This is a genomic window from Marinobacter maroccanus, from assembly GCF_002933275.1.
Lineage (GTDB): Bacteria > Pseudomonadota > Gammaproteobacteria > Pseudomonadales > Oleiphilaceae > Marinobacter > Marinobacter maroccanus.
Map to the genome: position 1 here is coordinate 26,669 of NZ_PSSX01000002.1, position 13,482 is coordinate 40,150.

12 protein-coding genes are annotated in these 13,482 nt (G+C 55.5%); 8 read left to right on the top strand and 4 right to left on the bottom strand.

Annotation, left to right across the window (positions count from 1 at the left end):
* Window positions 1–27: 27 nt before the first annotated feature.
* Complete coding sequence (locus tag KEHDKFFH_RS02715; protein WP_104320504.1) at window positions 28–1,497, bottom strand: malate:quinone oxidoreductase; 1,470 nt, start codon at window positions 1,495–1,497, stop codon at window positions 28–30.
* A 277-nt stretch (window positions 1,498–1,774) separates the two neighbouring features.
* On the opposite strand from KEHDKFFH_RS02715, the gene KEHDKFFH_RS02720 reads away from it, so the two are divergent.
* The 6 genes from KEHDKFFH_RS02720 (at window position 1,775) to KEHDKFFH_RS02745 (ending at window position 10,786) form a co-directional block, all read left to right on the top strand.
* Window positions 1,775–2,959, top strand: coding sequence for a thiamine pyrophosphate-dependent dehydrogenase E1 component subunit alpha (locus KEHDKFFH_RS02720; RefSeq protein WP_104320505.1), 1,185 nt, complete (start codon window positions 1,775–1,777; stop codon window positions 2,957–2,959).
* A 1-nt stretch (window position 2,960) separates the two neighbouring features.
* Window positions 2,961–3,938, top strand: coding sequence for an alpha-ketoacid dehydrogenase subunit beta (locus tag KEHDKFFH_RS02725; RefSeq protein WP_104320506.1), 978 nt, complete (start codon window positions 2,961–2,963; stop codon window positions 3,936–3,938).
* 26 nt (window positions 3,939–3,964) lie between these two features.
* Complete coding sequence (locus KEHDKFFH_RS02730; RefSeq protein ID WP_104320507.1) at window positions 3,965–5,563, top strand: dihydrolipoyllysine-residue acetyltransferase; 1,599 nt, start codon at window positions 3,965–3,967, stop codon at window positions 5,561–5,563.
* A gap of 9 nt (window positions 5,564–5,572) precedes the next feature.
* Window positions 5,573–7,411: a protein kinase domain-containing protein gene (locus tag KEHDKFFH_RS02735; protein ID WP_104320508.1), complete on the top strand. Its 1,839-nt coding sequence runs from the start codon at window positions 5,573–5,575 to the stop codon at window positions 7,409–7,411.
* A gap of 288 nt (window positions 7,412–7,699) precedes the next feature.
* Window positions 7,700–8,665: an ABC transporter substrate-binding protein gene (locus KEHDKFFH_RS02740; RefSeq protein ID WP_104320509.1), complete on the top strand. Its 966-nt coding sequence runs from the start codon at window positions 7,700–7,702 to the stop codon at window positions 8,663–8,665.
* 117 nt (window positions 8,666–8,782) lie between these two features.
* Window positions 8,783–10,786 (top strand): methyl-accepting chemotaxis protein, encoded by a 2,004-nt coding sequence (locus tag KEHDKFFH_RS02745; RefSeq protein ID WP_241956413.1) that lies wholly within the window; start codon window positions 8,783–8,785, stop codon window positions 10,784–10,786.
* 76 nt (window positions 10,787–10,862) lie between these two features.
* Here KEHDKFFH_RS02745 and KEHDKFFH_RS02750 read toward each other — a convergent pair whose 3' ends face one another.
* The 3 genes from KEHDKFFH_RS02750 to KEHDKFFH_RS02755 all read right to left on the bottom strand — a co-directional run bounded on the left by KEHDKFFH_RS02750 (window position 10,863) and on the right by KEHDKFFH_RS02755 (window position 11,923).
* Entirely contained in the window at window positions 10,863–11,114 is a 252-nt protein-coding gene (locus KEHDKFFH_RS02750; RefSeq protein ID WP_064227974.1) for a hypothetical protein, read from the bottom strand.
* Window positions 11,115–11,348: 234 nt separating this feature from the next.
* A complete protein-coding gene (locus KEHDKFFH_RS20205) occupies window positions 11,349–11,501 on the bottom strand; it encodes a DUF1127 domain-containing protein (RefSeq protein ID WP_192875738.1) in 153 nt (50 codons plus the stop codon).
* 170 nt (window positions 11,502–11,671) lie between these two features.
* Entirely contained in the window at window positions 11,672–11,923 is a 252-nt protein-coding gene (locus KEHDKFFH_RS02755; protein WP_104320510.1) for an HP1242/YdcH family protein, read from the bottom strand.
* Between the two features lie 167 nt (window positions 11,924–12,090).
* On the opposite strand from KEHDKFFH_RS02755, the gene KEHDKFFH_RS02760 reads away from it, so the two are divergent.
* Window positions 12,091–13,059, top strand: coding sequence for a beta-ketoacyl-ACP synthase III (locus KEHDKFFH_RS02760; RefSeq protein WP_064227976.1), 969 nt, complete (start codon window positions 12,091–12,093; stop codon window positions 13,057–13,059).
* Between the two features lie 146 nt (window positions 13,060–13,205).
* On the top strand, window positions 13,206–13,478 hold the full coding sequence (locus tag KEHDKFFH_RS02765) for a YebG family protein (protein WP_104320511.1): 273 nt from the start codon (window positions 13,206–13,208) through the stop codon (window positions 13,476–13,478).
* The last annotated feature ends 4 nt before the right edge of the window (window positions 13,479–13,482 follow it).

The window sequence follows — 13,482 nt, forward strand, 5'->3', positions numbered from 1 at the left end:
GATCTCCCTGCTGTTTGTTGGCCTGACTTAGTCCTGCTGTGATGCCGATTGTTTGATACCCAACCGCTCGTTGACGGCATCGCGGATTTCCCGGTAACGCTCCGGATTCCTGGCCAGGGTATCGAGATTGTCCTCGGGGAATATCTCTTTTTTCTTTTTACCGGCTTCCTCACTGGTAAAAATAGACGGCAATAGCTGTTCCAGGCAACGCAACATCACTTCCGGCGATACCGAGGCGCCCGGTGATGCGCCCAGCAATGTGCCGTAGGTCTTGTCCCTTGATACCAGAATCTCGGTTCCCATTTGCAGGTCACCATCCCGGATGATCTGCACCCGCTGGCCCGCCTCGACCGCTTTCCAGTTGAACTTCTTGCTCATTCCCGGCGCAAAGCTGTCCAATTCCTCGAACATGCTCTTCTCGCCTTTGAAGGTCTCCGAAACCAGATACTTGACCAGCGGAAAGTGCTCAAGCGCGACGTTCAGAAGACCCGGGATATCGTGCAGGCGCATGGAGCGCAGGTAATCCAGGAAGCCACGGCCTCTTTCCAGAACCGGTTTGAACGAGGCAAAAGGACCGAACAGCAAATAATATTGGCCATTGGCTACCCGCAGATCCAGGTGTGGGACAGACATTGGAGGCGCACCAACCTTGGCTTTGCCATAGGTCTTGGCCCGATATTGCTCAGCCTGCTCGGCGCTGATCGGGGCCTGAAGGAAGCGGCCGCCAACCGGGAAACCGGTGAATCGACGGGCAAAAGGCACGTGACTCTTTTTCAGGATCGGGAATGCCCCACCCCCGGCACCGACAAACAGCACGTCTGCCTTGTACCGACGATCATCTCCCCTGCTCTGTGTCTCTACAAGCCAACTGCCAGACGGGCTGCGATGGACTCGCTTAACGTGGGTGCCGTATTCAATCTTTACACCCAGATCCTTAACCGCATATTCGGCCATTTGCTCGGTCAACGCCCCGAAGTTGACGTCGGTACCCGTTTCGATAACCGTCGCCGCCATTTTTTCATGGCGAGGGCGCTCCTCCATGGTGTACGGGATCCAACTCTTGATCTGGTCGAAATCTTCGGAATAGCGCATCTGTTCGAAGAAATGGTGCGCGGACATCTCGTTGAAACGAAGTTTCAGTTCCTGAATTGATGGTTCGGAGACGATGGTGCAGTGCTTGGTCTGGTTGATAAACGACTTGGGGTTCTTAATGGCCCCCTTCTGGATCAGATAGGCCCAGAACTGCTTGGCCACATTGAACTGGGCATGAATCTTCACCGCCTTTTCGACCGAAATGACCTCTTCGTCCACCGGGGTGTAGTTGAGCTCGCAGTTCGCCTCGTGCCCTGTACCGGCGTTATTGAACACCCAGGAATTCCCTGCCCCCGGGCCATCCAGTCTCTCCAGAATGGTGATATCCAGCTCGGGCGCCAGTTCCTTCGCGATGGTCGCGAAAGTGGTACCCATTATCCCTGCGCCAATGATGATTACATTCATTAAAACTTACCCGCGTGAGTCGAATGTCTGAACAAGGTGGAAAACGTGTATGTATTGACGGTAGCACGCTTCGCCAGGCACGGAAAACGCATCCCGAGCGCTCTTTCCCGAGGGAAAAATCTGAACAGGAGGGTCTACCCCTGGTTCGCAGTTTACGTTAAGGTAAACATTGCCTGGCACGAATCACACCAGATTCCGCCAGGCTGTCTACAATGACATTAACTACACTCCCACAAGGAGTGTTTGTTCCTCAGGCCACTACCCCAGGAAGAGGATTATGACAACAACAAAGTCCAAAGTTGTTTATTCCCCAGTGTTTACCGACGGTGCGGAATTTCGGATTCCCACGTTCAAGCTTCTGAAACAGGACGGCAAGCTCTACAAGAGCGCCAAGGCTCCTGATCTCGACAAAGACAAGGCCCTTCGTATCTATCGGGCCATGGTCACCACCCGGATACTCGACGAGCGCATGCTGGCCGCCCAGCGGCAGGGCCGCCTGAGCTTTTACATGCAGTGCACCGGTGAAGAAGCTGCCGTGATTGGCAGTGCGGCGGCCCTGGATGATGGCGACATGATTATGGCGCAGTATCGGGAGCAAGGCGCCCTCGCCTACCGCGGCTTTACCATCGACGAATTCATGAACCAGCTGTTCGGCAACGAACTGGACTACGGCAAGGGCCGCCAGATGCCGGTACACTATGGTTCGAAGAAGCTGAACTACATGACCATCTCCTCGCCATTGGCCACCCAGATTCCGCAGGCCACCGGCTATGCCTATGGTCAAAAGCTTCGCGGTGAAGGGCACTGCACCATTACCTATTTTGGCGAAGGCGCCGCATCCGAAGGCGATTTCCATGCTGCCCTGAATATGGCCGCGGTCCATCGCGTACCGGTGATCTTCCTGTGCCGGAACAACGGTTATGCCATCTCCACGCCGGCCGCCGAACAGTTTGCTGCCGATGGCGTTGCACCCCGGGCGTACGGTTACAAGATGGACGTGATCCGGGTGGATGGTAACGACATTCTTGCGATGTACCAGGCCACTCAGGAAGCCCGAAAGCTGGCTGTGGAACACAACCGCCCTGTATTGATTGAGGCCATGAGTTACCGCCTGGCGGCCCACTCTTCCTCCGACGACCCTTCCGGCTACCGCAGCAAGGATGAAGAGGCCGTGTGGCGCGAGAAAGATCCGATCCTGCGCATGCGCCTCTGGCTGGAAAGCAAGAAATGGTGGAGCGAGGACGACGAAAAGCAGCTCCAGGAAAACATGCGCCGCGAGGTGCTCGAAACCATGAAGCGGGCCCAGAAACGGCCACCACCGCCGCTTGAATCGTTGGTGAGTGATGTCTACGACGAGGTTCCGCCGGCTCTGGCTGAGCAGTTCGACAAATTGAAAGCGCATATCCGCCGGTATCCGGACGCGTACCCGAAGAGTGCCGAATACGCCAAGGGAGGGGCCTGAGATGACCAAGATGAACATGCTCCAGGCCATCAATAATGCCCTCGACACCGCCATGGCGGAAGACGAGCGAGTGCTCTGTTTCGGTGAGGATGTGGGCGTCTTTGGCGGCGTTTTCCGTGCCACCAGCAACCTGCAACAGAAATACGGCAAGGCCCGTTGCTTCAACACGCCGCTGGTAGAGCAAGGCATCATCGGCTTTGCCAACGGTCTCGCCGCCCAGGGTTCGGTGCCCGTGGCCGAGATCCAGTTTGCCGACTATATCTTCCCGGCGTTTGATCAGATCGTGAACGAATCCGCCAAGTTCCGCTATCGTTCAGGCAACCTGTTCGACGTGGGCGGGCTGACCATTCGCGCGCCTTACGGCGGCGGCATTGCCGGTGGTCTGTACCACTCACAATCACCGGAAGCCTACTTTGCCCACACCCCGGGCTTGAAAATCGTGGTACCGCGTAACCCCCATCAGGCCAAGGGGCTATTGCTCGCCGCTATCCACGATCCCAACCCTACCCTGTTCTTCGAGCCCAAGCGTCTGTACCGGGCCTCGGTGGGCGAAGTGCCGGATGAAGACTATCGCCTGCCTCTGGGTGAGGCCGAAGTCACCAAGGAAGGCACGGATGTAACGATTCTGGGCTGGGGCGCCCAGATGGAAGTGATTGATCAGGCCGTGGAACGGGCCGAGAAAGATGGCATTTCCTGTGAGGTCATCGACCTGAGGACCATTTTGCCCTGGGATGTGGAAACCGTGGCCAACTCCGTGTTCAAGACCGGAAGGCTGGTGGTCACCCACGAAGCTCCCCTGACCGGCGGATTCGCCGGTGAAATCGCCGCCACGATTCAGGAACGGTGCTTCCTGTATCTGGAGTCTCCGATCGCTCGGGTAACCGGGATGGACACCCCATTCCCGCTGGTGCTGGAGAAAGAGCACCTGCCCAACCACCTGAAGGTCTACGAGGCCATCAGGGCGAGCGTTGAATTCTAGGCTGATATCAGGACAGGAGAGCGACTATGAGTGATTTTATACTGCCCGATATCGGCGAAGGTATCGTGGAATGTGAACTGGTCAAATGGCTGGTCAGCGAAGGCGATGTCATCGAGGAAGACCAACCAGTGGCCGAGGTGATGACCGACAAGGCCCTGGTGGAAATTCCGGCGCCCTACAAGGGCCGTGTTTCCCGCCTCTACTATAAGGAAGGCGATATCGCCAAGGTCCATGCCCCGCTGTTCGAGCTGGTGGATGAGAGCGAAAGTGGTGGCCAGGCGCCGGCGGCCAGTTCTCCGGAGCCTGCCAAAGCAGAGCCAGCCAGTGAGACCAGCACCGAATCCGCTACACGCCCAGCGTCTGACGATGACGCGACCGAGGACTTCATCCTGCCGGATATTGGCGAAGGGATTGTCGAGTGCGAGGTGGTGGAATGGCGGGTCGCCGAAGGTGACGAAATCGAGGAAGACCAGCCCGTTGTGGATGTCATGACCGATAAGGCCATGGTCGAGATTACAGCACCCAAGGCCGGGCGCGTTACCAAGCTTTATCATCAGCAGCAGGCCATGGCCAAGGTTCATGCCCCGCTGTTCGCGTTCATTCCCCGGGATCGGGAAGAACCGGACGAGCCCAAAGCCAAAGCGGAGCCCGCTGCTCAACTCTCAACCGCAACGGCCTCACCTGTGGCTTCAGCCAGCCGACAGCGTACTCCTGCCAGCCCCGCCGTTCGTCGCCTGGTTCGGGAGCACGAGCTCAACCTGGGTGACATCGCAGGCTCCGGCAAGGACGGCCGGGTGTTGAAAGCCGATGTGCTGGCTCATCTTGAGGAGGGCCCAAAACCGGCCCAGACTCAGGCGCCCGCCGACGACACCCAAGCTGCCACCACGGGCGGTGCCCGCAGGCAGCCCGCGCCCGAACAGGAAGTTCGGGTAGAGCCTATTCGTGGTATGAAAGCCGCCATGGCGAAAAGCATGGTGAAATCGGCCACCACCATTCCTCACTTTATCTACAGCGAGGATATCGACGTCACCGATCTGCTCAAGCTGCGGGAACAACTGAAGCCGGAGGCAGAAGCACGGGGCTCAAGACTTACGCTCATGCCCTTCTTCATGAAGGCCATGGCCCTGGCGGTTCAGGAATTCCCGGTACTCAACAGCCAGCTCAATGATGACGTTACGGAGATCCACTACCTGCCCCACTGCAATATCGGTATGGCCGTGGATGGCAAGGCTGGGCTTATGGTGCCGAACATCAAGGGCGTTGAAAGCCTGTCATTGCTGGGCATTGCCGACGAGGTGGCGCGCCTGACCGAAGCGGCGCGATCTGGTCGCGTCAGTCAGGAAGACCTCAAGGGCGGCACCATTACCATCTCCAACATCGGCGCATTGGGCGGCACCTACGCATCGCCCATTATCAACGCCCCAGAAGTGGCCATTGTTGCCCTGGGACGCACCCAGAAACTGCCCCGGTTTGATGCCAACGGTCAGGTGGTGGAACGCGCCATCATGACCGTGAGCTGGGCCGGCGATCATCGCATTATCGACGGCGGAACCATCGCCCGATTCTGCAATCGCTGGAAAGGTTACCTGGAATCGCCTCAAACCATGCTCCTGCATATGGGCTGACGTTTCATCATGGCGCAGAAGACGCAACTGCAGCAGTTCTACATTCCCGAAGAGCAGTCGATCTATCTGCTCAGCCATGATGATGCCAAGAAGCTCAAGGACTGGGTGGCGCTCTGCGCTGCCCAGCTCCGCCAACTCGGCTATGAGGACATTGAGCTGATTGGCAAGGGCGCGTACGGCTTTGTGTTCTCTGGCCGCCTCCCCGGAACCGGGGTCGGAGGCCCGGAACATGTGTTCAAGTTCACCCGCATCAACCTGCCCCGGCACCTTCAGGACCGGCTTGAAGATGAAGCCTACATTCTGGAGCAGGTCCGGCACCCCAGGGTGCCCCGGCTGATTTCCTACCAGCGGGCCAATAACCAGCCGATTCTGGTAATGGAACGCGCCGCTGGCCTGAACCTGGAAGAGGTTTCCCTGCGTGATGGCCGTCTGAAACCGCGGCTCATCATCCGCATCGCGGACCAGCTAGCCGATATCCTCCGGAACCTGCGCCGTGAAAACGGTCCCGCTGGCAGGCCCATCGTTCATGGCGATATCAAACCTTCTAATCTGGTCTTTGACGCCAGTACCGAAAACATCGCTCTGATTGACTGGGGCTCCTCCGTGTTCGCCCAGCTGGACGCCAACCAGCAGTTCATTACCGCCAACGTGATGGAGCTGATGTCCGATAACCTGCAGCAAACCAACGCCCGGCTTGGGGACGTCTATTTTATTGGCGATGAACAGCTCAATGGCGGCCTGTCTTCTCCCCGGTTTGACGAACAGGGCGCGGCCGGCACGCTCTATGCCCTGGCCTCCGCGCAATCCTGCCGTTTTGGTCATCGGGCAATCCCGGCTACCTCCCTTGGTCTGCCCATGGAATTCGCCCGCATGCTGGATGGCATGCTGTCGCCGGATCCGGACACACGTCGAAAAGCCGGTGATTACTATCTTGAAGAAATGCCTCGGATGGCCCGGACGGTGATGATCGATCTGCCCGAAAAACCGGACACGGCACAGGTACCCGTGTGGGTGCGCACCTCAGACCAGGAAATTGACACGGTGGTTTACAGCTCTCGAAAGTCTTTCCTACGCGAGGAAGGCGCACCGGAAACCCTGAACGATGTAAACGACGTGCAGCTGGATCGCTACTACAAGAACTTCATGCAGGGCATGGGCGAAACCGAGAAAGCATTCCTGGCGGCCGTCAGCCGGCTTGGGCGCTACCCGGTGGAAGGCGGGCTGGCCGTGCGCTGGGAAACCGATGGCATCTACATTGACACTTCCCTGAACCTGCACGATCCGGCTCTGAAATCGGCGTTTGTTCAGGCGGTCAACAACATGGTTTACCTGGCCCAGGCGATTTACCGGAAGGGGATTTTCAAAAGCTGTCTGTTCAACGCCCGCAACACACTGCACGTTGATCGCGACGAACCGACCCAACCCTTTGTGGTATCACCGGATATGAGGCTGCACTACGAGGTAAGCGCAGCGCCGGAAGTAGAAGATGAAAGCCGGGTCCACTCCTACTTCGAGGATGGCCCGGACCCGGAGGAATTCCTGGTCTTGCCCGACACCATTATTCATGCCCTGGAAGAGCTGAACGCCATTCATCACACAGGCATGATCATTTTCGAAGCCCTGCCCCGCCATCTCAAGATCCACAGCCATTACCGGCTTCTGGACCCCGACAGGGAGCCCGAATTCCGCCGGTTGCTGGACGAGATCCTGTCAGCGGTAGAACAGATTACCGGCCTGGGCGTTTCCGGGTTCATGAAGATGCCTTACAAAGACACCCGGTTCTTTCCCCATATCGAACGCCTGCCTGAGAGGTACTACCCGCGCAATCCAAGGACCGAGCACGCTTAAACCTCATCCCGAGCCAACTTTCCCATGTCCGATTTTTCGGACACTATTGTCCGGTAAAACCAACAAATCCAACCCCGCACGACACCAACTGTCCCGAACACCGGACACTTCACGCAAAAACCGGGTAGCGAGGCCCTCTAAATCTTAAAAAAACCTTTTACAACAGTGGCTTGGCCAACTGGCACAGTTCCTGTATTGAAACAGGTCATAACTACAAAAAATGCCTGAAGAACAAATCGTTAAGCATTCTGTTTTTCAATATTGCTCGGAAAATAATAAGGAACAACTATGCGTTTACTCGTCCTGGCTCTTCTGCTTGTAAGCCCCCTGTGTTTCGGCAAAACCGTTGTAATCATCCAAAGTTACCATCTGGAATATAAATGGGACGCAGATTACATCGACGCTGTACGATCTGTGCTTGGGGATGATCACGACATTCACGTGTTCGAACTCGACACCAAACGTCTGTCGAAACCGGAGTGGCCACAGAAAGTGGCTGAAATCCAGAGCAACATTGCGAACATCAACCCCGATGTTGCTATCCTCGGTGACGACAACGCCTTTGCATTGATGGCTGATCACCTGGTCGGGCAGCAGATTCCGGTTGTTTTCCTTGGCGTGAACGGCGGCCCTGTTCAGCACCCTACCCTCGAGCACCCCCTGGTTACCGGCATCCTTGAGCGTCCGTTTTTCTCGGAAAGCATCCGTCATCTGAGAAAAATACTCCGGCAGAAGGATCGCTTCCTGGTTTTGATGGATGACTCACCTACCATGCGCAACGCAGTCAACGAGTACTTCGGAGACAAGCGTCAGACCACGATCTATGGCTCAGAGCTGGACATCGTCCTGACTAACGACAAGGACACCTGGCTGGACACTGTGGTGAATGCCCATGAGCGCTATGATGCTGTTGTGCTGGGCACCCACCACACGATCCGGGACAAGAAGGGCCAGTACGTCATACCTCACGATCTGTTAAAGGAAGCCTTTTATCGGGCCCAACTCCCCCTGTTTTCGTTCTGGGATATTTTTGTTGGCGAAGAACAAAGCATTGGCGGTTTTACTATCTCGGCCCACCAGGAGGGGCTTACTGCAGCCCGACTGGCATCGCTGATTCTTAATGGCGTCAAACCAGACCGAATTCCCCATCTGAAATCTCTGAGCGGCCACTATGTCTACAGCGAAAGCGGACTGGCGCACTGGAACCTGCAACTGTCGCCTCTGATTGCCAGTCAGTCTAATTTCGTTGAATAGATTCTGATTGCGGGTCTTCCATGGGGCCGGGGCCGATCTCACCAACCGAACTCAGAACTTCAGGTTTGATCGGCCCTGCCGTTAACCATAAAAACAATCCGATAAAAGGGTCGTACTTTGGCTTCTTCATTCCTTGAATCCGCAGAGCGCAAATTAGGCGTACCGGGCAAGCTCCTGATTGCGCCCGTTTTTGTTCTCATACTCTTCGCTTCCGTTACCTTTTTCAGCGTTTCCGAGTTCCAGCAACTTGACCAACGCATGAACACGGTCGCTCGGGATCTGGCACCGGAAACGGCCATTGGCACCGAGTCGGTAATCAGCGTATACCGAATGCGCCTGAGGGTTTTCGACTACTACGCAACCGGCCATGAGGAGACACTCCAACGCTTTGATGAACTGGAGGCCGATTTCAACGCCGTTATGGCCAGAGCACAGGAAAACATTCAGGAGCCGGAGCGCGCCAAGCTTGTGGACCGAATTGAAAACACCACCAAGAGCTATATCGACGCCTTCAGGAACGAGCTGGTACCCGCGAAACGACAAGTGCTCGCCATTATTGATCAGAAGTTGGACGAGCACGGCCCCAATGCAACAAAAGCGCTCAGGCTGGCGCTGAACGGTGTCGCGAACCGGGAGCCAGACAGTGAACTCAGAGCCGGGCTGGAGCAACTCCTCAACGATGCCCTGATCATGCGGATGACTGCCGAACGGTATCTGGCAAATGGTGACGAGGATTCGAAAAAAGCGCTCGGCTGGGCGATTGAAGATCTGTCCGACGCACTGAACCTGATCGATGCGGAGAATGGCCCGGAATTCGTCCAGGTTTATCTCAATACGGTCGTGGAAGAACTTGGGAGCTACCGAGCAGCAGTTCAGGAGATGCTTGAGCAACAGAGCATCCTGGTAGACGTGAAGTCCAGTAAACTGGACGTTCTGGGGCCTGAAATCGCGAGTATGACCCGAGAGCTTGAAGCCAGCATTTTCGACGCGCTTGAAGTAGAAGCGGATGAAGCAACGGCGGAAACAGACCTCGCACTCAAATTCACGCTCGCCGCTTTCGCTGTGTCGGCGGTTCTTGGACTGATCGTTGCAGTGGTGATGAGTCGCCTGATGGGCTCTAGCGTAAAACGGGCGAAAACGGAGATTCTGGGCTATCTCGACGACATCGCCAACAACAACGGTGACCTGTCCACACGGCTCACTCCCGGCCGCCCCGATGAGATCGGTGATTTTATTGGCGCCGTAAACACCTTCCTGGAAACCCTGGAGGAAACAATCTCCCAGATCGTGACGGCTTCTCGCCGGCTTACCGGCGAGTCTGAATCCCTTTCGGGCATAACGGAGCGCACCACTGCCAACTCCGAGCAGCAGCGCGACCAGATCACTCAGGTGTCTGCCGCCATGCAGGAAATGGTCTCAACCTCAGAAGAAATTGCTTCAAACACCAGTGATACCGACGAATCGGCCCGCAAGGCCTCCTCACTGGCCGATTCCGGTCAGGAAACGGTGGGATCAGCTATTCGCGCCGTTACCAACCTTGCCAATCAGGTGGAAAAAGGATCAACCCGCATCCAGCAACTGGAGAACGAGTCAGCAGAGATTGGCAATGTCCTGGCGGTGATTCAAAGCATTGCGGAACAGACCAATCTCCTGGCCTTGAACGCCGCCATCGAGGCGGCCCGTGCCGGCGAAGCAGGACGGGGGTTTGCCGTGGTTGCCGATGAGGTTCGCGGCCTGGCCAGGCGGGTGCAGGAATCGACCGTAGACATCGAGCGGATAGTCTCCCAGCTTCAAAGTGGCGCCGCCGGCGCGGTCGTGGACATGAGCAAGGCCAAGCAGATGGCCGAGCAAGCCAGCGAAGAGGCAAGCAAATCGGGCGAGGCACTCACCGATATTCTCGCCGCGGTTAACAACATCGTCGAAATGACAACCCAGATCGCCAGCGCCACCGAACAACAAAGAGCAACGGCGGCGGAGATGACCCAGAATGTGGAAATCAGCAGTGGCGCCATCGAGGAGCTGGCCGGGGATATTTCCCAGGTAAACCAGTCAGGCCGATCTCTGGCGGACATGGCCGATGAGCTGAACAGTCTGGTTCGACGCTTCCGGACGAGCGATTAATTCGGCGCCGGAATGTCGCTAACCGGCCTTCACTGTATATCGTACCGCAGCATCTTGGGATTCGCTGGTTTGACCGTCAACTCTGCAACCGGTCTTTGAATACCTTCCAGTCGATCACGTTGCCGTCGGAATCAAAGTGAACGTAGCCACGGAAGCTGGGGTCATCTTCCCAGGCTTTCACAAAGCCAACAGTTTCACCGGCATCGGAAACGATCTCAAAGGCTTCACTACGGGCGTGGGCTATTTCAGTGTCGGGTTCAGTATCTGAACGCTTGAGGGTAACGGAGGAGTCTAAAGGCAAGGTACTTCGAAGGAATTCCTGGATCATCGTCAAGCTCTCCTTTCAGGGTGAACCGGTGTGGTTCTGGAGGTAGCCTAACTATAAGCGGATCCGGTAATAGAAAATACAGATTCAGATCAATTTTCTTAGATTTTTTCGAGATAAAAACGCTTTAAGAACAATGGCATATTTCATTCTTGTGACAATGCGTAACCTTCCGAGCTGATTATTTTTCAACCAGTTCAGAAGGTTACCTTAGCCATTGCCAATCGCATGTAACGATCAGAATTTCCAGAACGGAGTACTCAGTTTCTGTTCAACCAGCTCCGGGGAAAATCCAACGTCATTAAGCAACCGACGATCCATTGTCATTACCAGGTGGATAAAGTTGCGCTTCATCCGCCAGGCTTTGTATAGAGAAGCAGCTCTTTTCATTTCATGACTCCTTAGTCAACCCAAAATGTCGGTCTATCAAAACCGGGACCTTGTTTAATTAGGATCCTATTCTAGGCTTGACGAGGAGTTTTCTGAATACTTGGAAACCCCTATAAACAGGGGCTCCCAGCATTTTCAGGCTGCACTATCGTTTCATTTTTATAACGGTTTCATGACGCCTTGCCGTTTGAAATCAGCACCTGGTAAAGGTCGTCCTTGAGCTGTGCCCGCTTCTGCTTCATGCGATGCAGTTTGTCGTCTCCTATGGGAGAGTCCCGCTTTTCCAGCCCTTTAATTTCGTGATCAAGCTCCGTGTACTCCTGAAGCTTTTCATTGAACCTCAGGTCATTGCCCTTGAGTTCCTGAATAAGGTCTTTGTACTGGGGGAATTCTAGGTGAAGCTCGTGGCTGGAAATGCCCATCGTTTTACTCTCCTTTTCTTTGCAGAGTGTTGATCAAGGCTGATCACCTTCAGCATAGACGAGCGTGCCAGTTTCTGGGCGTCTTTGACAAATCGCTAATTACGCACGACGTTGCATGGGTATAGCATGATGGTACGTTATCCAGTTACGCCTCGGGACACTTGCGAATGACCTTTGCACGAATTACCGGCACCGGTTCTTACCTGCCTGACAACATTGTTACCAATAAAGACCTTGAGAAGATGGTCGACACCACCGACCAGTGGATTCGCGAGCGCACGGGAATCGAAAGACGTCACATAGCCATCGAAGGCCAGACCACGGTGGATCTGGCCGAGCAGGCTGCAAAAAACGCCATCGATGCGGCAGGCATTAAAGCGGAAGACATTGATCTCATTGTTTTTGCTACCTCTACGCCGGACAAGATCTTTCCAAGCTCCGCATGCATCCTGCAGGCTCGCCTGGGCATTCATGGCTGCCCTGCTTTTGATATCCAGGCCGTTTGCAGCGGTTTTGTTTACGCACTGGCAACAGCGGAAAAATTCATTAAGACCGGCAGCAGTAAGAAAGCACTGGTCATTGGCGCCGAGGTCTTTTCCCGCATTATTAACTGGGAAGATCGCGGGACCTGTGTCCTGTTTGGCGATGGCGCCGGTGCGGTGATCCTGGAAGCCGATGAAGAAACCGGCATCCTTTCTACCCATATTCACGCTGATGGCCAGTATGCGGACTTGCTGCACGTTCCCTGCGGTATTGCCGATGGCTACGACCAGGTAAAAGCGGGGCGCGCGTTTGTCGAGATGAAAGGCAACGAAGTGTTCAAGGTGGCGGTAAACACCCTGGGCAAGATCGTTGATGAAACCCTTGCGGCGAACCAGATGCAGAAATCGGAGATCGATTGGCTGGTTCCGCACCAGGCCAATCTTCGCATCATCTCGGCCACGGCAAAGAAGCTGAACATGTCCATGGACCAGGTTGTCGTAACGGTTAATGAGCACGGCAACACGTCTGCCGCATCCATTCCCCTGGCTCTTGATGTCGCCGTTCGTGATGGGCGAATCAAACGCAACGAGGTGCTTCTCCTTGAGGCCTTTGGTGGTGGCTTTACCTGGGGTTCGGCATTGCTCCGGTACTGATTGCTGACTTTCTGGCTTCTACCGGGCTTGGTTCAGGAACGGGCTTCAACATCAGTTGAGGCCCGTTTTTCATTGTGTTGACCGCACCCCGTCAGATAGACTGTATTTTTATACAGTACAACCAACGCTCACTGCGAGGAATAACCATGGCAGTACAAACAGTCTACTTTTCTGATAGGGACGGCCTGGATATGGCACTGAAAAATCCTGAGACGATGCTGTTCACTTCAAAAGCCGAAGCCGACGCCCGGGACAAGGTGCTCGAACTGGCCGAGGAAATTCAGGTATTCCTGGCCCGCAAGGTGGAAGGTCTGGGAGACGATCTGGCGGAACGCTGCGCCATGGCCATTGCCGAGGATAAAGATCTGTTCCAGAAGGCTCTCAAGAAGCCTGAGCTGCTGAACGCAGAACAGGAATAGAAAG

Bases quoted from the DNA above. Each gene is read 5' to 3' on its own strand.
- KEHDKFFH_RS02715 (WP_104320504.1), bottom strand. From the start codon at position 1,497: ATGAATGTAATCATCATTGGCGCAGGGATAATGGGTACCACTTTCGCG.
- KEHDKFFH_RS02720 (WP_104320505.1), top strand. From the start codon at position 1,775: ATGACAACAACAAAGTCCAAAGTTGTTTATTCCCCAGTGTTTACCGAC.
- KEHDKFFH_RS02725 (WP_104320506.1), top strand. From the start codon at position 2,961: ATGACCAAGATGAACATGCTCCAGGCCATCAATAATGCCCTCGACACC.
- KEHDKFFH_RS02730 (WP_104320507.1), top strand. From the start codon at position 3,965: ATGAGTGATTTTATACTGCCCGATATCGGCGAAGGTATCGTGGAATGT.
- KEHDKFFH_RS02735 (WP_104320508.1), top strand. From the start codon at position 5,573: ATGGCGCAGAAGACGCAACTGCAGCAGTTCTACATTCCCGAAGAGCAG.
- KEHDKFFH_RS02740 (WP_104320509.1), top strand. From the start codon at position 7,700: ATGCGTTTACTCGTCCTGGCTCTTCTGCTTGTAAGCCCCCTGTGTTTC.
- KEHDKFFH_RS02750 (WP_064227974.1), bottom strand. From the start codon at position 11,114: ATGATCCAGGAATTCCTTCGAAGTACCTTGCCTTTAGACTCCTCCGTT.
- KEHDKFFH_RS20205 (WP_192875738.1), bottom strand. From the start codon at position 11,501: ATGAAAAGAGCTGCTTCTCTATACAAAGCCTGGCGGATGAAGCGCAAC.
- KEHDKFFH_RS02755 (WP_104320510.1), bottom strand. From the start codon at position 11,923: ATGGGCATTTCCAGCCACGAGCTTCACCTAGAATTCCCCCAGTACAAA.
- KEHDKFFH_RS02760 (WP_064227976.1), top strand. From the start codon at position 12,091: ATGACCTTTGCACGAATTACCGGCACCGGTTCTTACCTGCCTGACAAC.
- KEHDKFFH_RS02765 (WP_104320511.1), top strand. From the start codon at position 13,206: ATGGCAGTACAAACAGTCTACTTTTCTGATAGGGACGGCCTGGATATG.